The following is a 24,254-nucleotide window of genomic DNA, read 5'->3' as shown; positions in this document are numbered from 1 at the left end:
GCCGATGGTACTTGGACCGCAGGGTCCTGGGAGAGTAGGACGTTGCCAAGCAACAAGTAAAGAGGACCATGATCTTATTGAGATTATGGTCCTCTTTTTTGCATATAGATGTAATTTAGAAATATCCTTACAAAAGGAAGGTAACATTTTTGTTACGGAATGTAAGAGCAAACCCTGTATAATATAGGTATTGAACCCCATACACATACGCTGCTATATTGCAGAATTATGCAAACTCCATTATAGGATTTTGTATAGTCAATCAGGCTGGTAAGGAGGGAAGATCATGCGGCGAAATAAATGGCTTGCTCTATTGGTGCTATTCAGTGTCGCTGTCGCGATTCTTACCGGGTGCGTGGAAGAGGAGCCTTCTTGGACATCGTTTGAGGGTGCTGCTAACGAGAAGACGTTTCCAGTTCCCAAAGAAGCTAGTAAAACCGATCGGGCCAGCAGCAATTCGGACATGGACTATGTACGCTATGCACTGCCAGCGTTGAAGGAAAGCGATAGCCTACCTGCTCCTTATCTGGAGGAGATTGCAGCCTGGGGCTGGACTGAGGAACCGAATTTATCTACCTCGAATCAAAAGGTGTTCCAGAAAAATAAACACATGGTGCATTTGTCTGTGCATGATGGTTCTTTTACCGTATTGGTTCCAAAAGACAGAAAAGCTACTGTGAAGAGTAAAAGTGTAGACCTTAATTAAGAGTGCGATTTTCACTCAAGTATGCAACACAAGATGTGTTGTAAGGTCATAATTAACTCATAGCGTATTGGTTGCTGAGCGTATAATGATGAATGATGAGATGGGGAAGCACTTGAAACTGCCGTTGTGTAGAAAGTGACTTCCTTTTGTATATTTGTGTATAGATCGGTTTACTACTTTTATGACATAGATAATGTGGGTAAATCCTATGTGGGTAAAGTTATTTAATGAGAGAACTAAGGGAATATAATTGTTAAATTATAAAAAAAAGAGCAACCCGACCCGGGTTGCTCTTTTTTATTGTTTTAAGGCTGAAGCGTTGGGGATGTATTAATTGAAGTTTCGATCTGTACAGATGGGAAGTGAATTGATTTACTGTTGATAGTAGGAGGCTTCTTCATCGGTGAACTTCAACATGCCGTCTTTTCTTTCGCCTATAAGCCGACTCAAGACGTATAAACGCGGTGCAATGAGCCATAGGTGCCAGAAGAGTAAGGATACGGTAAAGGCTGGCGGAGACCAGAGAATGAATACGGCTGAAAAGCAGATACCAATCCAGAGTGTATGTATGTGCACACGACGAAAAATCCTATAGCCTATGTATTGGTCTGTCATATAGCCTAGCCAAGGCAACCTGCGATGGAACGCCCAGCGTTTGCGGAAGGCTGTTCCACCACCTATGTATAGGACAGATCGCGAGATTACGAAGTGTACCCATAAGGTTAGGAAAAGGGCAAGAGCAAACAAAAATACACTAGTCCAGGAGAAGGCTAGAAGCAGAAAGAGAAGCATAATAACAGGCAGTGTGAGGTGACTCCATATCAGCTGACGTGGTATATTGATTTTTTTGATGAGCTTGTAGTGATAGTAGGTAGCTTTGGTTCCGGTTTCCTCTGTCATGCCAACAGTCCTTTCATTAATCTACTGCATCACAAGTGGCTTCCCGTCCACAGCCGGAAAAAGGGACGGTACTTCGCTCATGCGGCTTTAATAAGCATCAATTAATTTTTTGTAATAGTATAGAGCAAGGACATCTAGCGTTAGCTAACCTATTCTATAATTACAGGAAAAGCTCTCACTGATGAAGTGTGCAAAGGCTCCAATGAAAGGGCATCCATACATAGAAGCTTTTCTTATTATATCGGCATATGCGGCTGTTTTTTTAAACATACGGGGTACAAACACCATAATAGCCCAAGGGGAATATATATAGAGTATATCGTCGAATTGGGCTATGAAAAGGTTTAAAATACTAGAAAGTGACCCATACTAATAGTAAAAGAAACAAGGTGGGATGGATATGCATGATCAAGGTGACCACCGCTGCATCATATGCGGACAACACAAACATGAAGGCATTTTTATCGTTTCCGAGTTTATCTGTGATGCGTGTGAAGCCGAAATGGTGCACACGGATGCAACTGACGCCAAATATCATTTTTTTATTGATCAACTAAAGCAAATTTGGGTTCAGAAAAATGCATAATATCCTTCGCTAGCTAGCGTTTGAAGGATGGGCATTCCAAGGTCTGTCGATACGGGCCTTTTTTTCTGTGAGTAAAAGTAGGATTCCGCTTGATTTTACGATAAAATAGGGTAGATATAAAGCTTTGTTTGGAAGGATTGCAGAATGATGGGGAAAAAGGCGGTTCATGCACCATTAGTGGAAGCTCTAATACGTTACAGGTCTCAGGGAAACGCTTCTTTTCATGTACCCGGTCATAAAAACGGGCAAGTCTATAGGTATGAAGAAATGGCATCTCTGTTGCAAGAGGTGATGTCTATTGATGCGACTGAAATTACCGGACTGGATGATTTGCATCACCCAGAAGACGTGATTCGTGAAGGTCAGGAGCTGGCTGCGAAGTGCTTTGGTGCAGAAGAGAGCTTTTGGCTTATTGGAGGCAGCACGGTCGGTAATTTGGCCATGATTTTGACCGTATGTACGAAGCCGGGAGATGTACTACTGGTACAGAGGAATGTACACAAATCTGTTCTGAACGGTCTCATGTTATCGGGAGCCAAGGCCGTATTTCTAGATCCGGAAATAGATACACTAAGCGGGCTGGCGGTTGCTCCATCGACAGACACGATAAAGGCTGCTCTCAAGGCCTATCCATTGGCTAAAGGAGTATTACTTACGCTCCCTAACTATTATGGGATGGGGCATGATCTGACTGCTACAGCTAAAGTTTGTCATGCAGCCGATGTGCCGTTGATGGTAGATGAGGCACATGGTGCTCATTATGGACTGCATCCTCGTTTGCCAGTCTCTGCTCTTTCCTGTGGTGCTGATATAGTTGTCCAATCGACACATAAGATGCTTCCAGCTATGACCATGGGAGCCATGTTACATGTGCAAGGACAGAGAATTCATCGGGAACTGCTCCGTCAGCGGTTAGCTATGGTGCAAAGCTCCAGCCCTTCGTATCCATTAATGGCCTCGCTCGATTTGGCAAGATGGTATATCGATGCTTATGGCACGGATGCCTTTACAGAGGGCCTAGCAGCAGCAGACGCTTTTAGAAAGGGGCTGGCGCAGCTCCCACGCTTTCGCTTGGTAGAACCTACACAGCAGGCAAGTGAACAGTGTGGCGCTCAGAAGGGGATCTCTGAGGCTCTGGAAAGGGCCGAGAAGAGAAGCGATGGGTACTCAACTCAGGATCCTTTTAAAATGGTGCTATATGATACATGGGGTGTATTAGATGGCTTTGGATTAAAACGTGAGCTGGAGACTTACAGTTGTATCCCAGAGATGAGCGACGAGAAACATGTGGTTTTATTGTTTACGTTAGGCTCTACAGCTAGGGATGCGAGTCACCTGTTGCAGGCTCTTGTGCATATAAATAATGATATAAGGTTTAAGTGGACGACTGATAAGCCGGAGTTAGCGGGGATAGAGCAGCAGAGACTAGAATTGGATTTTTCCACGTGGAACAATGAGGGAATGAAGGCTTACTCCAGTCCGGTGCAGTTTGGGCTTCAACCGATTAATCCAGATCAGATGGAGATCGTGCCTGTGGAGGAATCAGCTGGCAGGATAGCTGCTGAAATGATTATCCCGTATCCTCCAGGTATCCCGCTGCTATATGCAGGGGAAATGATCACAGAAGTGATCGCTCTACGGATGATTCGTCTACGTGAGCTAGGAGCTAAATGGCAAGGGATAGCAGATGAAAGTATGCTTACGATTCGGGTATTCCGTTTACAATAAAGATTAGATACTAGAGAATTAACAAATACAGAAGACTGGATAAAAGAAGCATACGCAGCCTGTGGATGACTTTTATTTTTCAGGCAGGAAAGCAGGGAATAACATGAATCGCAAAGGCATTTTTATTACGCTGGAGGGGGGAGACGGCTCCGGTAAAACAACCATGATCCAACGACTGGCGAAGTATATAGAGGAAGAAGGCTATCCAGTCGTCACGACGAGGGAACCGGGCGGCATTGAAATTTCTGAAAAGATTCGTTCTATTATTCTGGACCCTGCTCATACCAGTATGGATGCCCGAACAGAGGCGCTTTTATATGCGGCGGCGCGGCGCCAGCATTTGGTGGAGAAGGTAAAGCCGGCTATTGAGCAAGGAGCTATCGTATTGTGTGACCGTTTTGTGGACAGTAGCCTGGTCTATCAAGGGTTTGCAAGAGGCATTGGCATTGAAGAGGTAGCTTCGATTAATCGCTTTGCGGTGGATGATTGGGAGCCGGATGCCACGTTCTATCTGGATATTGAGCCCGAGTTGGGATTGGCAAGAATCAATGCGTCACGAGGAGAGGAAATGGATCGCCTAGATATGGAGAGCATATCGTTTCACCATAAGGTGCGAGAGGCTTATCTGGAGCTAGCTCGCGAATTTCCGGAACGAATTACGATTGTGGATGCCTCTCCCGCACCTGAACAGGTAGAGCAAGTATTGAAGGATTTGCTGAAAAAGCGGTTTATTCAGAATTTTAGCGTATAATTGTCGAAGGATATACGGTAAAATTGAGCTAGGGACAAGGCTGTCTCTAATATGACTTGAAGGAGGAATACAGGATGAAGCTGATTATTGCGATTGTACAGGATAAGGACAGTAATAGATTATCCAGCGGACTGGTGAAAGCTAATTTCCGTGCTACCAAATTGGCCAGCACAGGGGGATTTCTGCGTGCAGGTAATACGACATTTATGATTGGTGTCGATGACAATCAGGTAGACTCGTTGATGAATGTCATTCGCAGCAGTTGCAAGGTACGTGAACAGCTGGTCACACCCGTCACCCCTATGAGTGGGACGACGGACTCTTATCTGCCGTTGCCTGTTGAAGTGCAGGTGGGTGGAGCGACAGTTTTCGTGATGCCTGTAGACCGTTTCGAGCATTTCTGAATCTACACAATAGAACCTATTTTGCCGATATGATAGTGGAAATGCCTGTTTCTCGCTCATACGATGAGAATGAGAAGCAGATCCACTAAAACGGCAGCGCTACAGCGCAGCCCCCGGAAAGCCGAAGAGACTCCCGAGTTCTCTATTGAACTGTTCGTTGAGGCAAAGGAAAGCATCCGGGGAGAAAGCAGGTTTATATGAAAATAAATCCGGGCTACCGCCCTTTACACAGTACATTGTCTACAAATGAAACGAGTGCCAAGCCAATTCAGCCGAAAAGCTTCTCCGATGTTATGCAGCAAAATGGGGAGCAGGCTTCGAAGGAGGAATTGAACCGGCGCTTTAAGGAAATTCAAATGCAGGGAGATCGTCTTGCTCGCTCAATGACGATTCGTGAGTTGAAGGCTTATAAGATGCTGGTTAAACGGTTTTTGGAAGATACGGTTCGGCGGGGCGTGTCTATGAAGGATACAAAGGGATGGGATCGTCGGGGACGCAGCAAGCGTTATAAGCTGATTGATGAAGTGGATGAGCTATTGCTCAAAATGGCAGATGAGCTGCTCGATACCGAGCAAGGGAAGATTGAGCTTTTGCAAGGAGTCGGTGAAATTAGAGGCTTGCTGATTAATCTCTCATTTTAATGCAGTCTTATGTTATAAATGAATATAGACGGGCTGTTGCCACGAAGAAATAATCTGCTTGCTGATCATGCTGGCAGATTATTTTTGACTATGTACATGTGGGCAAACGTAATATGCGAATAGCGGCACAGCTATACTGAAGAACCATGATTTGAGGGTGAGAGCATCACAACATCAACAAACTCGCCCGGGAAAACAATGATTTGCTGATGATTCATCGTTGTTTTCAGTGGAGAAAGGGAGGAAATATGTCTTTCCAACATATATTGGGGCAGGATGTAGCCAAAAAAATGCTGCAAAGTGCATTGCGGAATCACACAGTCAGCCATGCTTATGTTTTTAGCGGACCGCAGGGAAGCGGACAGATGAACATGGCACAGACCTTTGCCAAGGCTTTATTCTGTGAAAAACAGACGGATGATGCATGTGGCGAGTGCTTGTCATGCCGCAAGGTAGAGCACGGGAATCACCCGGACTTGCACATTGTGGAGCCTGATGGAGCAACGGTTAAAATTGATCAGATTCGCGGGCTTCAACGAATATTTTCATACAAATCTGAAAGCTCCAACCCGAAGGTATATATCATTCGACAGGCGGATACCATGACAGTGCAAGCTGCTAACAGCTTGCTTAAGTTTTTGGAGGAGCCTCAGATTCCCGTGGTCGGTATACTCATTTCAGAGAATGGACAGGCGTTGTTGCCTACGATTCAATCGCGGACACAGCAGGTGCCTTTCCACGCTTTACAGCCGGAAATGATGATGCAGGTGTTAATTGGGGAAGGCTATACGGCAGGACTTGTCCGGTCAGTGGTTCATATGGCTTCAGGACTGGAATCATGTAGAGAAATTCTCCAGCAGAATTGGTTTGCAGAAATTAGAAACGTAGTGTTACAATTAGTGAAGGAGTCCATGAGCCGGGGGAGTTCGTCGATTATTCTGGCTCAACAGAAGATTTTTAAAACTGGACTTTCTGAACACCTGGATATTCTGTTTCATCTGTTTCATTTGTGGTTTAAAGATATGCTTCATTTCCGTTACGGAAGGCACGAAAGCATTGTTTTCATAGATCATTTGGAGTCCGTCTCCAAATTGGCAATCACCCGCAGCACGGAACAATGGGTCTCTTATATGGATTTGGCCGCGAATTGCAGGAAGAAGCTCCGTTTTCACGTCAACGGACAATTATGCGTGGAGCAGCTTCTGATTGGGTTGTCCGATACAAGCGGTTCTATCACCGGCTAACAGGAAGGCGCGCTTGTTCCACTCTGCACAATCCGCGACGCCAGGTTCCCGGTTTGTGCGACAGTGAGACTTCAATTGCGGCCATTCTTACAATGTCGGCTACAAATGAGGTTTAGTGGCATACAAGGGGGTTAATTTTTGTATAGTGTAGTGGGTGTCCGTTTCAAGAAGGCGGGCAAGACTTATTATTTTGATCCGCTGGACCTTCCAGTGGAGAAAGAAAACTGCGTCATAGTAGAGACCGCTCGCGGTATTGAATATGGCAAGGTTGTGGTGGGCAAAAAAGAAGTAAATGATTCGGATGTTGTCCTACCCTTAAAAAAAGTCATTCGTATTGCCGGAGATGATGACGCTCTTGTTGTAGAAGAGAATAAATTGGCGGCCAAGGATGCATTCGGTACGTGTTTAAATAAAATTAAAGACCATAACCTTAAAATGAAGCTGGTAGATGTGGAATTTACATTTGACCGCAATAAGATCATTTTTTATTTTACGGCTGAGGGTCGGGTTGATTTTCGAGAGCTTGTAAAGGATTTGGCCAGCATTTTTCGTACACGAATTGAGCTGCGGCAGATCGGAGTACGGGATGAGGCTAAAATGCTTGGTGGAATCGGACCTTGCGGACGTATTCTGTGTTGTTCCTCATGGCTGGGGGATTTTGACCCGGTATCTATTAAGATGGCCAAGGATCAGAGCTTGTCGCTGAATCCGACGAAAATTTCCGGGTTGTGCGGAAGATTGATGTGCTGTCTCAAATTTGAACATGATAACTACGAGAGCATGCGGGAAGAGCTGCCTCAGGTAGGTAAGATGGTTATCACCTCTCTGGGAGAAGGAAAAGTGGTAGGTGTCAATGCAGGCCATCGTACGGTACATGTTCAACTGTTTGAGATCAGTAAGGTCAAGGAACTTCCAATGGACGATGTAGTCGTCAAGTAAACCATTAGGTTGCTTCGGGGTGGAAACTTGGATAAATTAAATGTTTTTGCGCGTATTCACGAAATGGAAACCCAAATGGGACAGTTGCATAGCGATCTGGGTGAATTGAAACTGGCAGTAAAAGAGCTGCTGGAGGAAAATCAACGACTAACGATTGAAAACGAACAGGTGCGCAAGATGCTCAAACGTGAAACCTCTGGAGAAGAAAAGACGGCAAGCAAGCCGAAGCTTCCTCCTCCGATCGTCGTTAAGAATGAAGAGGAGACGGGTGAGGTCGTGGGCGAAGGCTACGACAATCTGGCAAGGCTGTATCATGAAGGATTTCATATATGCAACGTGTATTACGGACATTTGCGAACAGAAGGCGATTGCCTCTTCTGTCTGTCATTTTTGAATAAATAAAAACAAGCCGTAGGAGCAAGATGCCTACGGCTTTTTTGTAAGGAAGTATGAGTAAAAAGCGATTTAGGTTATAGGATAGGAGAGCATTATGTACGAAAATGAAAAGAAGTCTGAACGAATTGATGATCTGCTTTCACATAATCTGCGTATTATTCAGAGTGATGAAGTGTTCAGCTTTTCGATGGATGCGGTCTTGCTGGCACGGTTTGCTGGTATTCCGCTTCAGCGTGGGAAGATTCTCGATTTGTGTACGGGCAATGGGGTTGTTCCCATACTGTTGACGACACGCACCAAAGCATCTATTGAAGGAATTGAGATTCAACCACGCCTGGCAGATATGGCTAGACGGTCTGTCAGTTTGAATGGATTAGAATCTGCAATTGAGATTCGGGAAGGAGACTTGCGTGAGCTGGTTCAAATCACGGGACATGGCGTGTATGATGCGATTACCGTGAATCCTCCCTATATGCCGCTAAATGGTAGCGATATCAAGCTGAATCCTCACCAGGCCATTGCTCGTCATGAAGTGAACTGTACACTGGAAGAAGTCATCCAGGCATGTTCTCGGCTTGTCCGAAATGGGGGGAAAGTATCGATGGTTCATCGCCCACAGCGCCTGGGTGAGATTATATCCTTGATGCGCAGTTATAGCCTGGAACCCAAGCGGATACGTTTTGTTCACCCACGGATTCATATGGAAGCAAATATGGTACTTGTTGAAGCAATGCGTGACGGCAAACCGGAAGTTCGTCTATTACCCCCACTCATTGTATATCAGGAAGATGGGAACTATACTCAGGAAATAAGGGAAATCTATGGAGAAGTAAGCAAGGGGGATTCAGTGTGACAGCAGCTGTACAAAAAAGCTTTAGTAACCGTGAAGAGGAACGGGGAAAGTTATATCTCGTTGCTACCCCGATTGGCAATCTGGACGATATGACCTTTAGGGCAATTAACACCCTAAAGTCATGCAATATTATCGCTGCTGAGGATACGAGGCAAACACGCAAATTGCTCACACATTTCGACATCACGCCGGAAATGCTCTTCAGTTATCATGAACATAATAAAGCTGCCAGTGGGCCTGAGCTGATACGTTATATAATAGAAGGAAAAAATTTGGCACTGGTTAGCGATGCAGGTCTACCGGCCATTTCTGATCCTGGTTCGGATCTGGTCAAGCTGGCACTTAAAGCAGAAATCAGTGTTATTCCTATCCCAGGGGCAAATGCTGCACTATCCGCTTTAATTGCCTCAGGACTGGATACAGAGAGGTTTACCTTCGCTGGATTTCCACCAAGGGAGAAAAAGGATCTAGAGAAGTTGTTACAATCATTTCAGGTATCCCATGGCACGATTCTTTTTTATGAGTCGCCCCACCGTATTGTAAAGACATTGACAGTAATAAAGGAAACATTAGGATCACGCAACGTAGTACTTGCCCGTGAACTGACCAAGCTGCATGAGGAATGGGTGCGTGGAACAGTGGAGCAATGTCTTGCAAAACTAGAGGAGAACCCACCGATTGGTGAATATTGTCTGGTCGTTGAGGGGAAAAACGAAGAGGAAGAGGAACAGGAGCGTCAGGCATGGTGGCAGGACTTATCTTTGGAGTCTCACGTCGCGCATTACGAGTCAGAGGGGCTTACTCGCAAGGATGCCATGAAACGTACAGCCACAGACCGTTCAATTTCCAAGAGGGACGTGTACAACGCACTCTTATGAATACGTGTCTAAACAAAAAAGGGCCTTCCAACGGTTGGGTTCAAACCGTGGAAGGCAACAAGGAGTATATATGAAAAAGGTTAGAATTAACAATCTCTGATAAGTCTATTATATACTAAAATTCTCAGTTTGTCACAGGTGTTGGGATTTCAGAAATGCAATCTTGGCAAACAATTTTCCCTTTGAAGTAAATTACGTTCTCAGCATTGCCACAGAAGATACAAGCAGGCTCGTATTTTTTAAGCATGATGCGCTCGCCATCAACGTAAATTTCCAAAGCGTCTTTCTCTCCGATTCCCAGGGTACGGCGCAATTCGATTGGAATAACAACACGTCCGAGCTCGTCAACTTTTCTTACAATACCAGTGGATTTCATCATAATAAATCAGGCTCCTCTCGCCGTTTAAAATAATATAAGTGTCATGATTCGACAAAATTTTCTCTTTTCTGATATTTACTATACCAACGATTCCCAAAACAGTCAACCTAAAAAAAGTAGTAACAGCCTAATTATGCAAAAGTATTTAGAACAAAGAGCTTTATCCATGTACCTTACCTTATTTTACGGATGATTTGCCTTATTGTAGATTTGGAAATGTCGAAAAGTGATAATTCGACAAAATACGACAAACGGTGTCGAATAAGGGAAGATGTTTAGGATTTTATTGTATTTTAATCCATTATTCCGAATATTAAAGGAGCTGATATCTTGCACCAGCCACTCAGTGAAGAAAAAGTTTTTAAGGACCCGGTACATAATTACATCCATGTTCAGGATACTGTGATATGGCGATTGATCAATACGCCGGAGTTCCAACGGTTACGACGCATTCGGCAGTTAGGCACATCTTATCTTACGTTTCATGGAGCGGAGCACAGCCGGTTTTCACATTCACTGGGCGTATATGAGATTACGAGACGTATTATTTCTCAATTTGAACGTGGAGATTTTCCCGACTGGCCCAAGGAAGAAAGACTGATTGCTCTGTGTGCCGCTTTGTTGCACGATGTGGGGCACGGTCCATTTTCTCATTCAATTGAAGAAGCCTTTCATATGAACCATGAGGATTGGACATGCCGCATTGTACTGGGGGACACGAAGATCAACGCTGTGCTACGGCAAGTTGATGAGATGTTGCCCCACAAGGTCGCGGCGGTTATAGCCAAAACGTATGATAAGCCGATTGTTGTCAACTTGGTAACAAGCCCGCTGGATGCTGACCGTATGGATTATTTGTTGCGGGATGCTCATTCAACAGGTGTTAACTACGGAACAATTGATTTGGATCGTATTTTACGTTTGCTGCGCCCTCACAATGGGAGAATTGTCGTAAAAGAGTCGGGTATGCATGCAGTAGAGGATTATCTAATGTCACGCTACCAGATGTACTGGCAAATTTATTTCCATCCTGTAACACGCAGCTCAGAAATCCTGTTACGTAAAATTTTCAAGAGAGCTAAGGAATTGTTCAAAAACGGATATGAGTTTGGTTTTCTGCTAGATCCGCTGCCAGATCTATTAAAAGGAGAGCTAACAGTGGAGCAGTATTTGATGCTGGATGAGTCTTTGATTCAGACGGTATTTAGCCAATGGAAACGAGAAAAGGACGAAATTTTAAGTGATTTGAGCAGCCGTTTTATGGATCGTAGATTGTATAAATATGTAGAGATTGAAAATATGGATACAGATACCGTTGACCATATTCGAGAGGCTTTGGAAAAGGCTGGCTTGCATCCTGAATATGATCTTGAAATTGATTTTCCGACAGATCTTCCTTATGATGTGTTTCGGCAGGGCGGTTCAACGGACAACCAGATTTTACTGCTTGGACGTCAGGGCGAGGTACGGGAAATATCCGAAGTTTCAGAAATTGTACGCTCAATAAGTGGCATTCACCGAGGAAAATATCACATGTATTTTCCCCAGAATAAATTGAACGGGGTAAAAGAAAGGCTTCCTGCCGAAATAAGGAATTATTTTGTCAAACAATAGACAAATATATTGAAATGTAAGTAAGAAAAGGAGATGAAAACCTTGGATTTGTTCGACACTCATACTCACCTAGATGCGCCACAATTTGACGAAGACCGTGAAGAAGTTATAGCACGTGCTGTCGAATCAGGAGTAACACGGATGATCAATATCGGATTTAATCGTGAGACCATTCCATCCACCATGAAGCTGGCTGAGACGTATGATTTTATTTATGCAGCCGTTGGATGGCATCCGCAGGATGCCATTACAATGCAGGAGGGTGATTTAGAATGGATTGCATCGTTATGCAGTCATAAAAAGGTTGTAGCGATCGGAGAGATCGGTCTGGATTATTATTGGGATACATCACCAAAGGATGTGCAGCAGCGGGTACTTCGAAATCAAATTGGCCTGGCACGTGAGCTCAACATGCCAATTGTTATCCATAACCGGGATGCACATGAAGATATTGTGAGGATTTTACGTGAGGAAAAGGCGGGCGAGATTGGCGGAGTCATGCACTCCTTTTCTGGGAGTTGGGAGACAGCTAAAATGGTGCTGGATATGGGTTTCCACCTTTCCTTCGGCGGGCCCATAACGTTCAAAAATGCCAAGCAGCCAAAAGAGGTGCTAGCCCAGGTACCCCTGGACCGTCTGCTTATTGAAACGGACGCGCCTTACTTGACGCCTCATCCGTTTCGTGGGAAGCGAAATGAGTCGGCACATGTGAGATTGGTAGCAGAGGCAGCCGCCCAAATTAAGGGAATTACGGTGGAGGAATTGGTATCCATTACGACCCAAAATGCCTTGGAACGATTTGACATTCAGTGAAAAAGCGAAGAAATCAATCAAAATAAAGAGATAGACGGAGCTAATTATGATTTTGTTGCAGGAAACTCAAGAATATTACAATTTTTTAACCGAATATTTTGAAAAATGTACTTGAAACCTGCTTTACAACATGCATGGAAACAGGATATCATCTTTTCAGTGAATTGTTGTTGAGTGTAAACATCAACAAATCATTTCATGAACCAGTCTCGCTGAGTCCCTTTTACAGGGAACGGGGGAACCGATATGGCTTACAGTACGTCCGGCGTATATGCAAGAGATATTATCTCTTCAGTAGTCGGCTCGACCGAAATTCATTTCCTGGATGGGATTGAACAGGTAGAGAAGCCGTATTTCGATTTCTTTCTGGGTCTTCGGGGTGAATGTGAAGGCGACCGCCATGAGCGGTTGACCTAAGCTAGGGCGACTCTCTACGTCCGAACCCGACAGCTAACCCCGTAAGCGTAACAAGAGAGAAGCCATCTCGTGCATGAGTTTTCCCGCATATTCACACATGTCGGAAGCCACGAAAGAGCTCTCTAGTCTCTTTCTTTGGCTTTTTTTGTTGTGAATAAAAGAAAATCTGTCATCATACTGTGGTTAAACAGGGGAGGACAGCATGCCGCGAAGACGGGTACATGGTGCAGGACAGTCGCAGTACGGGCTTGTCTTGTAGAAAATCTGTTATAGTCACGTCAACGATCAACTATGTCTTACTCCAGACGGCGGGCTATGTAAGGAGGACGGAGGAAATGGGCATTTTCCGAAAAGAGGAGACCCATGAGTCACGCTCATCCAGCATGTCTTACGTATTACGTTGGAAGCAAGAGAATGTGCGCCAGGCTGCTTTGGTTGCTATTTTTCTAATCGCACTAACGATTATGATTTCAATTCTGATGTACACGCAATCTAAAAAACAAGTCTTTTTTGTCATCGATGGTAAGGCATCTGCGGTAGAAACCCGGGAATCCAAGCTCCAAGATTTGCTCAATGAGCATTCTATTTCACTTCAGCCGCATGATACAATTTCCATGCCGCTAAACGGGGCAGTACAGGATGGGGATCGCGTAGTCATTAAACGTGCCAATCAGGTTAAAGTATCCTCAGGCAATGAGACGAAAAAGCTGTACACAACAGAAAATACAGTAGAGGGTGCCATTCGCACTTCGGGCTATAAATTATCATCAACGGATAAAGTTTACCCTGCGTTGGATGCCTCTGTTTCAGCTAACATGGACATAAAAATCGTCCGTGTGAAGAAACAGCAGGTCGAACAGAAAAAACAAGTGCCTTATCAGGTCATCAAAACGGCAGATCCAAGTCTCTATAAAGGCGATAATCGAGTCATTCAAAGTGGCAAATCGGGTGTGGTAGTCCAGCATGTTCAAAAGGTATACCATGATGGAAAATTGGTGTCCAAACAGCTGGTCAACAAGGAAGTCGCACAAAATCGTGTAGATAAGGTAATTGCGGTAGGAACGAAGAAAAAACCGGTCCTTCTAGCTGCTTCCATCGGCCCTAAAGATGCGGTTAAGGCTACAAAGGTTAGTTCGGGCAGCGCTGTCCGTAAAGCAGGTATTAATTTTAATTATAAAAAAGTTTTACAAAATGTCTCCATGACGGCGTACTCTGCCCAGGAGCCAGGTATCGGTACACGTACCGCCTCCGGCACGCGTGTCACGGAAGGACGCACCATCGCTGTCGATCCGAATGTAATTCCCATCGGCTGGTGGGTGTATATTGAAGGGGTAGGCTTCCGCCGTGCGGAGGATACCGGTGGCGCGATTAAAGGCCACAAAATCGATGTGTATTATGAGAGTTTAAGCCGGGCTAACCAATTTGGTCGTAAGCACGGTAAAACCGTATATGTTATCGGACCTGTAAAGCCGGAAATCAACTAAAACAGGTTGTGTATGTTGAGGACAATGCGATAGTATTAACAACATAGTTATGCCATGCTAAGAAGAGGATATCCTCTTCTTATTTTGTTTTCAAAAGCAGGGAAAGATAATATATGTTGCTGTGTAGCAGTGGAGGGAAACGAAGATGATCAAGGAAGTGATCGTGGTGGAAGGCCGGGATGATACAGTAGCCATTCGCCGTGCTGTCGAAGCAGATACGATAGAAACTGGCGGTTCAGCCATTAATAAAATGACGCTGCGGAAAATTGCATTGGCACAGGAACGGCGGGGGGTCATTATTTTAACTGATCCCGATCATGCAGGGGAGCGTATCCGTAAAATTATCGCCTCCAAGGTCCCCGGCTGCAAGCAGGCTTTTATACCTGAGGCAGAGGCGACACGCAAAGGGGATATTGGCGTGGAGAATGCCTCCCCGGAAGCCATCAGACACGCTCTCGCGCGGGTACATACGACAGTGGAAGGCGCCGAACCGCTGATTGAAATGGCGGACCTGATTGACGCTGGACTTATTACCCACCCCAATGCTGCTGCACGCCGTATGGCCTTGGGGAATGTACTGGGTATTGGCTATTGTAACGGAAAGCAGCTACATAAGCGGCTCTCTGTATTTCAGATCAGTCGTGAGGAATTTGCCAGTGCGCTGGCACAAATCGAAAGTGAAGGATTGTGATATCCGTATGACAGGGATTCAAGATATAGCAACACCACGGCGTACGAAGGAAATTATTCAAAGGCACGGTTTTTCGTTCAAAAAGAGTCTGGGACAAAACTTTCTGATTGATCAAAATATTCTGAGCAAGATCGTAAATGCTGCCGGATTGGATGATACAAAGGGCGCGCTTGAGATTGGTCCGGGCATTGGAGCTTTGACCGAGAAATTGGCGCAATCCGCTAAGGCAGTTACCGCTGTTGAGATTGACCAGCGGCTGTTGCCCATTCTTGAAGAAGTGCTGGCCCCTTACGAGCATGTAAAGGTTCGCCATGGAGACGTGTTAAAGCTGGATTTGCGTGAAGTGTTTGCAGCTGACTTTGCAGATGTGAGCAAAGTGAGTGTCGTCGCTAATCTGCCGTATTACGTCACTACACCGATTCTGATGCGTCTACTGGAGGACAAGCTTCCCTTGGAGAATATCGTCGTTATGATTCAAAAGGAGGTGGCTGAGCGCATGGCTGCGTCTCCTGGTACGAAGGATTACGGCAGCTTAAGCATAGCCGTGCAATATTACAGCGAGCCTGAGTTAGTCTGTACGGTGCCGAATACAGTATTTATTCCTCAGCCGAATGTTGATTCGGCAGTTATTCGGCTGCGTGTACGAGAAGTCCCTCCGGTGGAAGTGGTGGACGAAAAGCACTTTTTTGAAGTGGTTCATGCCGCTTTTGCCCAACGTCGTAAAACCATTTCAAATAACCTAAAAAGCCGCTTCTTCACTAAAGAGAACAGGGACACGCTGGAGCCGCTGTTGCAACAAGCTGATATTGAGCCCTCCCGTCGAGGGGAAACGCTGAGTATCGAGGAATTTGCGCGTCTGAGCGCCGTGCTATTGGAGGCCGGTATATCCTAAGTTGGAACCAAACTGTGCATTCACCCATACGATATAGGAGGGGTGATACAGTGTGATGAGTTTAGGAGACTTGGTCGTTCGGAAATCGTACGGCGGTGATGTCACGTTTCGCGTTGAAGACATCCAGCGGGATAAAGCGATCATTAAGGGGACGGAATTTCGGCTACTGGCCGATTCCCCGGTGAACGATCTGGTCAGAGTGCCTGCAGACCAGATTAGCGGTAAGACTCAACAGGCCCACATTAAGGCCGGGGAGTCTCTTAATCTTTTGCAACGGGCACGCCAGCAGCAAGCTGCCCGTAGCCAGGCGGCTCTGATTGGAGAGTGGAGTGATCCGGTGGAGTCAACGTATTTTGAAATGCCAGGAAAGGTTCTTCATCTGGATGGAGACCCTGGCTATTTAAGGAAATGTCTCAGTCTATATGAACAGCTCCGTGTTCCCGCAGAGGGACATCACGTTCACGAATCGGCAATGGCGGATACGTTATACCGACTGCTTCCCCGCATTCGTCCTGATATTGTAGTCATCACTGGACATGATGGTGTGCTAAAGCAACCGCAGCCTTATGATTTGTACAGCTTGAAAAGCTACAAGAATTCGCAAAATTTTGTGGCAGCGATTCAGGTAGCGAGACAATATGAGCGTCATCTGGATTCACTGACAATTGTAGCGGGTGCGTGCCAGTCCCATTTTGAGGCGCTGCTGCGTGCGGGAGCCAACTTTGCCAGTTCCCCAGGGCGTATCTTGATTCACGCTCTGGACCCCGTTTACGTGGCTGCCAAGGCCGCATTTACTTCAATCCGTGATACGGTCAATATGGGAGACTTGTTTCACCAGACCATCAGTGGCAGCCGCGGAGTGGGTGGAATTGAAACAAGGGGAAGCTACCGCATCGGTTTGCCGAAGCTTGAAAATTTGTCAACGCTTAAAGTAACGCCTTCAGCGATCTGAGATTCAAATGTGCCTAATAGGATTTATCTGAACAAAAGCCTCTTTTTAGAGGCTTTTTGTCATTTTTTATGTATATTATTCCTGTTCGCAAAAAATTAAATTGACAACTTATTTTTCGTGTTGTTATAATATTTAGCTTGATTTGACAATCCCTCTAAAATTCGTTATAATGGACAAGGAAAGAGGTGGTCGTTAGGCAATGGCTAAAAATACGCTGTTGGAAATCAAACGCAGTCTCGACGCACATGTAGGGCAAAAGATTTTGCTGCGGGCTAACGGCGGACGCCGTAAGACCGTCGAACGAACTGGTGTCTTGGAAGAAACGTACCCTTCTGTTTTTATCGTCAAGCTGGATCAGGAGCAACAGACGTTTAAACGTGTCTCCTACAGCTATGCTGACATTCTTACCGAGTCGGTGGAGGTCAGTGTATATGATCCCGACTCTCACACAAGTGTAGTCGAATATTTCGAAACACCTTAATTCTTTTTTACGTGATTTATACCAGCTTTGCAGGTTTAACGGCGACCTCGTCATTTTTAATGGCGGGGTCGTTTTGTATTTGCAGAGCAGGATGAAGCATGATATCTCTGCACATACTAAGGCGGGAATGATCTTCCTTATTCCATTGCCGAAGGAGGCGTATGCATGAGCCGAAGAAGACGGAGTGTTATGTCGGAAGAGCTAAAGTACGAACTAGCCAAAGATCTGGGGTTTTACGACACGGTCAAGGAAGAAGGCTGGGGAGGCATTAAAGCCAAGGATGCGGGCAATATGGTCAAGCGGGCCATTCAGCTTGCGGAGCAGGCGGCTTCTCGCAAATCGTAGCTCTCGGTGGTGCTGATAAAAAGCGGGGATATCCGGGGTCATACCGGGGCATCTCCGCTTTTTTGAACCTCATGACTTGACAGGCTGAGTCTGATATAATATGTTAAGCTGTCTTGAGGGAAAAGTTGAAGGTGGGTGAACGCCTTGAAAATATATGAAAAAGCACCGGCGAAAATTAATTTAATGCTTGATGTTCTACGTAAGCGGGATGATGGTTATCACGAGGTCGAAATGATCATGACTATGGTTGATCTATCCGACCGATTGACGATGTCCGAGTTACCGCGTGATACCATTATCATTTCTAGTCAAGCCGGGTACATACCATTGGATGAAAAGAACTTGGCTTTTCAGGCTGCGCGTCTAATCAAAGAACGTTATAACGTGTCTACAGGCGTTCATATCCATCTGGATAAGCATATCCCGGTGGCTGCAGGATTAGCAGGAGGAAGCAGCGATGCTGCTGCAGCATTGCGTGGACTGAACAAGCTGTGGAAACTCGGTATCTCGGATGCGGAATTAAGGGTACTGGGTGCTGAATTGGGTTCAGACGTACCTTTCTGCATTACAGGGGGCACAGCTTTAGCGAGCGGGCGCGGAGAACTGCTCAAGCCACTGCCGAATCCGCCACAATGCTGGGTGATTCTCGCCAAGCCGCCGATTAATGTTTCGACGGCTGAAGTGTATGGTCGTGTCAAAGCGGATCAGATTACGCACCACCCGTCTGCCCGGCAGATGGAACAGGCGATTCGTAACGCTTCTTTTACCGATGTATGCAACGCCCTGGGTAATGTACTGGAGGATGTGACATTAAAGCTGTATCCAGAAGTGGAGCATCTTAAAAACTCCATGATCCGTTTAGGAGCAGATGGCGTGCTGATGTCAGGCAGTGGACCTACAGTGTTCGGGTTGGTATCTAAGGAAGCCAAAGTGCCACGGATCTATAACGGACTAAGAGGCTTTTGTAAAGATGTATACGCAGTACGACTTTTGACCTGATTTTAGATATTTTCTTCATATTATAGTGGTAATTGTTGTACAAATACGTACGAAGATGATATATTTACTATTAAATATTCGGATTTTACTATATCACTTACATTCCGCCAGCAACCGGCCAGTCCGCCGGTGCTTTATTGTACGAAGCGGGCGGCAGGAGAATAGATCGCGAGGAATTGTTGTGAAAAAACTTAAAAGAAGCTCACGATTGGTGGAAATGACACAATTTTTGTTGTCACGGCCGCATACATTGGTGCCTCTTACTCATTTTGCAGATCGATACGGGGCAGCTAAGTCGTCGATAAGCGAGGATCTAGCTATTATCAAAGAAGTATTTGAGGATGAGGGTACTGGCGAGCTTCTGACACTGGCGGGAGCAGCAGGGGGCGTCAAGTTGATCCCACGGCTCTCCAAGCAGCATGCGCTTGCGTTTGCGAATGACTTGTGCGCGCAACTGGAGCAGCCTGATCGCATATTACCGGGAGGGTACCTATATTTATCCGATTTGCTGGGCCAACCAGCGATGATGAACGAAGCAGGTAAAATATTTGCGACCGCTTTTGCCGATCGTCAGATTGATGTGGTTATGACTGTAGAGACGAAGGGCATTCCGCTCGCATATGCAACCGGAGCACAGCTTAATTTGCCAGTCGTGCTTGTACGACGTGACCATCAGGTGACAGAAGGCTCAGCTGTAAGTATTAATTATGTTTCTGGATCACAAAAGAGCCTGCATACGATGTCTTTATCCAGACGTGCAATGCGTGAGAAATCGCGTGTGCTCATCGTAGATGATTTTATGAAGGCTGGCGGCACGATACAAGGAATGGTTGACTTGTTAGCAGAGTTTGATGCTGAGGTAGCTGGTGTCGGTGTTCTGGTAGAGTCGGGCGAGGTAGAGAACGAAGAGCGCCTGTTGCACGATTATATTTCACTGGCAAATCTGACCGCAGTCGATTCTCGAAGTAAGCAAATTACAGTCAAGCTGGGTAATTATTTTGATGAGTTAACAGGGCAGTAAATTGTCACAATTCATCATAAAATACCTAAATATGTCGAAAAGAAATCTTTTCAAAAAAATTACCTGAATTTAGGATACGAATTGTCCAAAAAAAGAAGGAATTCGAAATGCTGTGTGGAATGTATACACCAAGTCCTATTTGGAAAAAGGTGGTGAAACACACATGCAGATTACGGATGTTAGACTCCGCCGAGTGAACTCAGAAGGAAGAATGAAGGCGATTGCATCCATTACAATTGATAACGAGTTTGTTGTTCATGACATCCGAGTTATCGACGGTAACAACGGGATGTTCGTAGCTATGCCAAGCAAACGAACCCCTGACGGAGAGTTTCGCGATATCGCTCACCCGATATCTTCAGGAACTCGTGAAAAGATTCAAGCTGCTGTATTGACTGAGTACGAACGTGCAGCTGTTGATGAAGAAGTTGCTATTGAAGAAGGCGCTTAATTCGCCTAAAGCAGGATTGGGGTACAAAAGAAAAAGAGAGCCACTAACTGTGGCTCTCTTTTCTTTTTGTCTGGAATGAGATATATTCTTTAGTGAGTTAACAGTCAGTTTTAAGGCAACTTGGAGCCATCCGGGCTGCCGAAGCGGCTTTTTCATAAGACAGGGACTAGGCAGCGATGCGTCCTGGGGATGAACGTCCAGCACAAGCTGGCCTGAAAAAATAGCCATTAACCAAAGGTTCGCCGTTATTTTTCAGGAGGATTGTGAAAAGTTAAGCAAAATCTGATCTGGGAATTAACGTTTTAGCCGAGGGGTAACTGTTATTTTCAGGATAGGAGGTTGGACTTGTTGGAAAGGTTGGCAGTCATTCTTGCCGCAGGGCAGGGAAAACGTATGAAATCCAAATTATATAAAGTTCTGCATCCGGTGTGCGGAAAACCGATGGTCGGACATGTGCTCGACACGGTTCGTGCAATCGGTGTGTCCCGCAGTGTAGTCGTCGTGGGTCACGGAGCAGAGGCGGTACAGTCTTATTTGGGACCGTCGGCAGAATATGCGCTTCAGGCAGAGCAGTTGGGAACGGGCCATGCTGTCAAGCAAGCCAAGGACCTGCTTGGTCAGGAGCAGGGCACCACAATTGTTATTTGTGGAGATACTCCGTTGATCACAGCGGAAACGCTGGAAGGTTTGGTGCAACTGCACGAAAGCCGCGGAGCGGCTGCAACGATTCTGACCGCCGAGTTGGACGACCCGAAAGGATATGGACGAGTTATTCGTGATACTTCCGGGGCCGTGCTTAAGATCGTGGAACAGAAGGATTGTTCACCTGAGGAAGATGCTGTCCGTGAGATTAACACAGGAACGTATTGTTTTGACAATGCCAAGTTATTTGCAGCGCTGGACAAGGTAACGAACGCCAATGCACAGCAGGAATACTACCTGACCGATGTCATTGGTATTTTGCATGGCGAAGGTGAGCAGGTTGAGGCGTATTTGACAGATGACGTGTCGGAATCTATCGGTGTAAACGACAGAGTTGCTTTGTCGGTTGCTGAAGGCTATATGCGCGAGCGTATCGTTCGCAAACATATGCTGAATGGTGTCACCGTCATTGATCCGTCTTCTACCTACATCGGAAGCGATGTTGTCATTGGTTCCGATACAGTATTGTACCCAAATACATGGTTGCATGGTCAAACACAAATCGGAGAAGATTGTGTGATTGGCCCGCAGGCCGAGATCCAGAATACGATTATCCACTCAGGAGCAACAGTGAAACATTCGGTGTTGAACGAAGCGGAAGTGGGAAGCAGTACATCTGTAGGTCCGTTTGCTTATCTGCGTCCAGGCGCGAAGCTTGGCGAACATGTGAAGATTGGTGATTTTGTAGAGGTGAAAAATGCGACCATTGGAGATCATTCCAAGGTGTCTCATTTGAGCTATGTCGGTGATGCCAAGGTGGGTACAAACGTAAATATTGGCTGCGGGGCAATAACGGTTAATTATGATGGATATAATAAATCCATTACAGAAATTGAAGACGATGCCTTTATTGGCAGCAATGTGAATCTGATCGCCCCGATTAAGATTGGAAAAGGTGCTTATGTTGTCGCAGGCTCCACTGTAACACATGCTGTCCCTGATAACGACCTGGCCATTGCCAGACCACGTCAAGAGAACAAAGCCGGATATGCGGACAAAATCCGCGCGCGTGCCAAAGCAAAGAAAAAAAGATCGGAATGACCTTAATCAGCAAGCTGTTGAATCTGTAATGAATGAACCAGCACGGAGGGTTTCTATTAATGACTTATTGCGATTCCAAACTCAAAATATTTACTTGTAACTCCAATCCGAAGTTAGCCCACCAGATTGCGGACTACATCGGAATCCCAATGGGGGAATCCCATACCACATCGTTTAGTGACGGTGAAATTCAGGTTAAGCTGTCGGAAAGTGTTCGCGGCTGCCATGTGTATATTGTACAGTCCACTTGTCTGCCAGTTAACGACAACTTGATGGAGTTATTGGTTATGATTGATGCACTTAAACGCGCTTCTGCCAAAAGTATCAATGTTGTTATGCCATATTACGGTTATGCTCGTCAGGATCGTAAGGCTCGTTCGCGTGATCCAATCACGGCGAAACTTGTCGCTAACTTGATTGAAAAGGCGGGGGCTCACCGCGTAATCAGTATGGATTTGCATGCGATGCAGATTCAGGGATTCTTTGATATTCCAGTTGATCATATGCTGGGAGCGCCAATTCTGGCCCAATATTTCCGTTCCAAGCAAATTGAGAACCCGATTGTCGTTTCACCCGATCATGGTGGGGTTGTTCGTGCGCGCAAGCTGGCGGACTTCCTGAGTGCGCCGCTCGCTATTATTGATAAGCGTCGTCCAGAGCCAAATGTCAGTGAAGTGATGAATATCATCGGGAACATTGAGGGTAAGACGGCTATTTTAATTGATGATATCATTGATACAGCCGGAACGATTGTATTGGGTGCAAATGCGCTTAAAGAAGGCGGCGTAAAAGATGTGTATGCATGTTGTACACATGCCGTGCTGTCCGGTCCTGCGATGGAAAGACTGGAGAATTCGCCATTAAAAGAGGTGGTTGTGACGGATACGATCCCGATCGTTCACCCAAATCCGACAAGCAAGCTGAAGGTACTGTCTGTGGCTCCATTAATGGGAGAAGCCATCATCCGTGTGCATGAAGAATTGTCGATCAGCAAACTGTTTGAAATCGAATAAGCGCTGGCTCATTAAAAAAGGGGTTGCTTTTTCCATATGGAAAAGGTAACCCCTATCAGCATGTCAGGCTAAAAGCCTGGCCGAGATATGAATGTGAAGCGTTGACGATTGTATAGTGTGTCCTCGATTTCGACGAAATGCTCATTAAAACGCGCAACGATGCCAATTTGAACATGTACATTCCCGTCATAAATTTGGACAGGAACGGAATGTTTTAAATGATATAGAAAATGGCTGTCATATAAGAGGATATCACCTTGATTGAGCATATCGGCACGCACCTTCCTGTTCACTAAAACTATTTTACCAAAAAATCAAGACTTCGAAAGAGGTGTCAAGGCTAATGAAGTGGATTGTAGGATTGGGCAACCCCGGTCCCCAATACGAGAAAACGAGACATAATGTCGGATTTATGGCCTTAGATGCACTTGCCTCACGCCATAATATCCAGATTACCCAAAGCAAATGTAAGGCATTGATTGGTGAGGGGCACATTGGTGGCGTGAAAACGGTATTGATTAAGCCTATGACATATATGAATCTCTCAGGCGAGTCTCTACGTGCATACATGGACTACTATAAGGCCGATATGGAAGATCTGATTGTCGTTTACGATGATCTGGATACAGAGGTCGGTAAAATAAGACTGCGTTATCAAGGTAGCGCAGGCGGTCATAATGGCATTAAATCGATCATTCAGCATACAGGGACGCAATCCTTCAACCGGATTCGCATGGGCATTTCCCGCCCAGAGCCTGGACATGCTATTGTCGATTATGTTTTGGGCACCTTTCCAAAGAAGGAAAAGGAACTATTGACCGGAATGATAGAAGATACGTGCAACGCTTTAGAATACAGTCTGAATCATCCGTTTGAGCGGACGATGGCTGAATTCAACAAGTAAGTTCTGACGTAGGTAGACGGGCTTAAATG

The 24,254-nt window shown here is 45.6% G+C and carries 28 protein-coding genes and 1 riboswitch; of the genes, 25 read left to right on the top strand and 3 right to left on the bottom strand.

What is annotated here, in order from left to right; translation table 11 throughout:
• The first annotated feature begins 286 nt into the window (after window positions 1-286).
• Window positions 287-706 (top strand): hypothetical protein, encoded by a 420-nt coding sequence (locus HFE01_RS23950; RefSeq protein WP_013368653.1) that lies wholly within the window; start codon window positions 287-289, stop codon window positions 704-706.
• A gap of 372 nt (window positions 707-1,078) precedes the next feature.
• On the opposite strand, the gene HFE01_RS23945 is transcribed toward HFE01_RS23950, so the two are convergent.
• Window positions 1,079-1,606: a hypothetical protein gene (locus HFE01_RS23945; protein ID WP_016818935.1), complete on the bottom strand. Its 528-nt coding sequence runs from the start codon at window positions 1,604-1,606 to the stop codon at window positions 1,079-1,081.
• Window positions 1,607-2,006: 400 nt separating this feature from the next.
• On the opposite strand from HFE01_RS23945, the gene HFE01_RS23940 reads away from it, so the two are divergent.
• The 10 genes from HFE01_RS23940 (at window position 2,007) to rsmI (ending at window position 10,026) form a co-directional block, all read left to right on the top strand.
• Window positions 2,007-2,192, top strand: coding sequence for a sigma factor G inhibitor Gin (locus tag HFE01_RS23940; protein ID WP_016818933.1), 186 nt, complete (start codon window positions 2,007-2,009; stop codon window positions 2,190-2,192).
• A gap of 144 nt (window positions 2,193-2,336) precedes the next feature.
• On the top strand, window positions 2,337-3,920 hold the full coding sequence (locus tag HFE01_RS23935; protein WP_107735135.1) for an aminotransferase class I/II-fold pyridoxal phosphate-dependent enzyme: 1,584 nt from the start codon (window positions 2,337-2,339) through the stop codon (window positions 3,918-3,920).
• Between the two features lie 103 nt (window positions 3,921-4,023).
• Window positions 4,024-4,671 carry a dTMP kinase gene (gene tmk / locus HFE01_RS23930; protein ID WP_019685730.1) on the top strand — a complete coding sequence of 216 codons (648 nt, stop codon included), beginning with the start codon at window positions 4,024-4,026 and terminating at the stop codon, window positions 4,669-4,671.
• 74 nt (window positions 4,672-4,745) lie between these two features.
• Window positions 4,746-5,075, top strand: a complete 330-nt coding sequence (locus tag HFE01_RS23925; RefSeq protein ID WP_007427998.1) for a cyclic-di-AMP receptor — start codon at window positions 4,746-4,748, stop codon at window positions 5,073-5,075.
• Between the two features lie 197 nt (window positions 5,076-5,272).
• Complete coding sequence (locus HFE01_RS23920; protein WP_013368659.1) at window positions 5,273-5,716, top strand: YaaR family protein; 444 nt, start codon at window positions 5,273-5,275, stop codon at window positions 5,714-5,716.
• Window positions 5,717-5,964: 248 nt separating this feature from the next.
• The gene (gene holB, locus HFE01_RS23915) at window positions 5,965-6,960 is read left to right on the top strand and encodes a DNA polymerase III subunit delta' (protein WP_016818930.1); all 996 of its coding nucleotides are present in this window, start codon (window positions 5,965-5,967) and stop codon (window positions 6,958-6,960) included.
• A 138-nt stretch (window positions 6,961-7,098) separates the two neighbouring features.
• Window positions 7,099-7,899 carry a PSP1 domain-containing protein gene (locus HFE01_RS23910; RefSeq protein WP_013368662.1) on the top strand — a complete coding sequence of 267 codons (801 nt, stop codon included), beginning with the start codon at window positions 7,099-7,101 and terminating at the stop codon, window positions 7,897-7,899.
• Between the two features lie 27 nt (window positions 7,900-7,926).
• A complete protein-coding gene (gene yabA, locus HFE01_RS23905; protein ID WP_016818929.1) occupies window positions 7,927-8,301 on the top strand; it encodes a DNA replication initiation control protein YabA in 375 nt (124 codons plus the stop codon).
• A gap of 88 nt (window positions 8,302-8,389) precedes the next feature.
• The gene (locus HFE01_RS23900; protein WP_016818928.1) at window positions 8,390-9,148 is read left to right on the top strand and encodes a tRNA1(Val) (adenine(37)-N6)-methyltransferase; all 759 of its coding nucleotides are present in this window, start codon (window positions 8,390-8,392) and stop codon (window positions 9,146-9,148) included.
• The gene (gene rsmI / locus HFE01_RS23895) at window positions 9,145-10,026 is read left to right on the top strand and encodes a 16S rRNA (cytidine(1402)-2'-O)-methyltransferase (RefSeq protein ID WP_107735134.1); all 882 of its coding nucleotides are present in this window, start codon (window positions 9,145-9,147) and stop codon (window positions 10,024-10,026) included. The genes HFE01_RS23900 and rsmI overlap by 4 nt, the downstream gene beginning before the upstream one ends.
• A gap of 124 nt (window positions 10,027-10,150) precedes the next feature.
• Here the strand turns inward: rsmI and HFE01_RS23890 are convergent, their stop codons facing one another.
• Window positions 10,151-10,405 carry an AbrB/MazE/SpoVT family DNA-binding domain-containing protein gene (locus HFE01_RS23890; RefSeq protein ID WP_007428005.1) on the bottom strand — a complete coding sequence of 85 codons (255 nt, stop codon included), beginning with the start codon at window positions 10,403-10,405 and terminating at the stop codon, window positions 10,151-10,153.
• Window positions 10,406-10,735: 330 nt separating this feature from the next.
• Between HFE01_RS23890 and HFE01_RS23885 the strand changes: the two genes are divergently transcribed.
• The 13 genes from HFE01_RS23885 (at window position 10,736) to HFE01_RS23820 (ending at window position 23,321) form a co-directional block, all read left to right on the top strand.
• On the top strand, window positions 10,736-12,019 hold the full coding sequence (locus HFE01_RS23885; protein ID WP_025676582.1) for an HD domain-containing protein: 1,284 nt from the start codon (window positions 10,736-10,738) through the stop codon (window positions 12,017-12,019).
• Window positions 12,020-12,061: 42 nt separating this feature from the next.
• The gene (locus HFE01_RS23880) at window positions 12,062-12,832 is read left to right on the top strand and encodes a TatD family hydrolase (RefSeq protein ID WP_090737502.1); all 771 of its coding nucleotides are present in this window, start codon (window positions 12,062-12,064) and stop codon (window positions 12,830-12,832) included.
• Window positions 12,833-13,032: 200 nt separating this feature from the next.
• A riboswitch (cyclic di-AMP (ydaO/yuaA leader) is annotated at window positions 13,033-13,313 on the top strand.
• 271 nt (window positions 13,314-13,584) lie between these two features.
• Window positions 13,585-14,733, top strand: coding sequence for a 3D domain-containing protein (locus tag HFE01_RS23870; RefSeq protein WP_167438701.1), 1,149 nt, complete (start codon window positions 13,585-13,587; stop codon window positions 14,731-14,733).
• A gap of 145 nt (window positions 14,734-14,878) precedes the next feature.
• The gene (gene rnmV, locus HFE01_RS23865; RefSeq protein ID WP_013368669.1) at window positions 14,879-15,424 is read left to right on the top strand and encodes a ribonuclease M5; all 546 of its coding nucleotides are present in this window, start codon (window positions 14,879-14,881) and stop codon (window positions 15,422-15,424) included.
• Window positions 15,425-15,431: 7 nt separating this feature from the next.
• Entirely contained in the window at window positions 15,432-16,316 is an 885-nt protein-coding gene (gene rsmA / locus HFE01_RS23860) for a 16S rRNA (adenine(1518)-N(6)/adenine(1519)-N(6))-dimethyltransferase RsmA (protein WP_013368670.1), read from the top strand.
• Window positions 16,317-16,371: 55 nt separating this feature from the next.
• Window positions 16,372-17,268 carry a sporulation peptidase YabG gene (gene yabG / locus HFE01_RS23855; protein ID WP_014599339.1) on the top strand — a complete coding sequence of 299 codons (897 nt, stop codon included), beginning with the start codon at window positions 16,372-16,374 and terminating at the stop codon, window positions 17,266-17,268.
• Between the two features lie 199 nt (window positions 17,269-17,467).
• Complete coding sequence (gene veg, locus HFE01_RS23850) at window positions 17,468-17,749, top strand: biofilm formation stimulator Veg (RefSeq protein WP_013308120.1); 282 nt, start codon at window positions 17,468-17,470, stop codon at window positions 17,747-17,749.
• Window positions 17,750-17,914: 165 nt separating this feature from the next.
• Window positions 17,915-18,094 (top strand): small, acid-soluble spore protein, alpha/beta type, encoded by a 180-nt coding sequence (locus HFE01_RS23845; protein WP_007428013.1) that lies wholly within the window; start codon window positions 17,915-17,917, stop codon window positions 18,092-18,094.
• A 144-nt stretch (window positions 18,095-18,238) separates the two neighbouring features.
• Window positions 18,239-19,093 (top strand): 4-(cytidine 5'-diphospho)-2-C-methyl-D-erythritol kinase, encoded by an 855-nt coding sequence (gene ispE, locus HFE01_RS23840; protein ID WP_025676573.1) that lies wholly within the window; start codon window positions 18,239-18,241, stop codon window positions 19,091-19,093.
• A gap of 181 nt (window positions 19,094-19,274) precedes the next feature.
• On the top strand, window positions 19,275-20,114 hold the full coding sequence (gene purR, locus HFE01_RS23835; RefSeq protein ID WP_013368673.1) for a pur operon repressor: 840 nt from the start codon (window positions 19,275-19,277) through the stop codon (window positions 20,112-20,114).
• A gap of 163 nt (window positions 20,115-20,277) precedes the next feature.
• Window positions 20,278-20,565 (top strand): septation regulator SpoVG, encoded by a 288-nt coding sequence (gene spoVG / locus HFE01_RS23830; protein WP_007428016.1) that lies wholly within the window; start codon window positions 20,278-20,280, stop codon window positions 20,563-20,565.
• 345 nt (window positions 20,566-20,910) lie between these two features.
• The gene (gene glmU, locus HFE01_RS23825; RefSeq protein WP_167438700.1) at window positions 20,911-22,308 is read left to right on the top strand and encodes a bifunctional UDP-N-acetylglucosamine diphosphorylase/glucosamine-1-phosphate N-acetyltransferase GlmU; all 1,398 of its coding nucleotides are present in this window, start codon (window positions 20,911-20,913) and stop codon (window positions 22,306-22,308) included.
• Window positions 22,309-22,367: 59 nt separating this feature from the next.
• Entirely contained in the window at window positions 22,368-23,321 is a 954-nt protein-coding gene (locus HFE01_RS23820) for a ribose-phosphate diphosphokinase (protein WP_013308125.1), read from the top strand.
• A 68-nt stretch (window positions 23,322-23,389) separates the two neighbouring features.
• On the opposite strand, the gene HFE01_RS27725 is transcribed toward HFE01_RS23820, so the two are convergent.
• A complete protein-coding gene (locus HFE01_RS27725; RefSeq protein ID WP_013368676.1) occupies window positions 23,390-23,590 on the bottom strand; it encodes a hypothetical protein in 201 nt (66 codons plus the stop codon).
• Between the two features lie 74 nt (window positions 23,591-23,664).
• On the opposite strand from HFE01_RS27725, the gene pth reads away from it, so the two are divergent.
• On the top strand, window positions 23,665-24,225 hold the full coding sequence (gene pth, locus HFE01_RS23810) for an aminoacyl-tRNA hydrolase (RefSeq protein WP_016818918.1): 561 nt from the start codon (window positions 23,665-23,667) through the stop codon (window positions 24,223-24,225).
• Window positions 24,226-24,254: the final 29 nt, after the last annotated feature.

It is taken from the genome of Paenibacillus sp. EKM10P (assembly GCF_011800655.1).
Lineage (GTDB): Bacteria > Bacillota > Bacilli > Paenibacillales > Paenibacillaceae > Paenibacillus > Paenibacillus polymyxa.
This window is presented reverse-complemented; position numbering and strand designations above follow the sequence as displayed.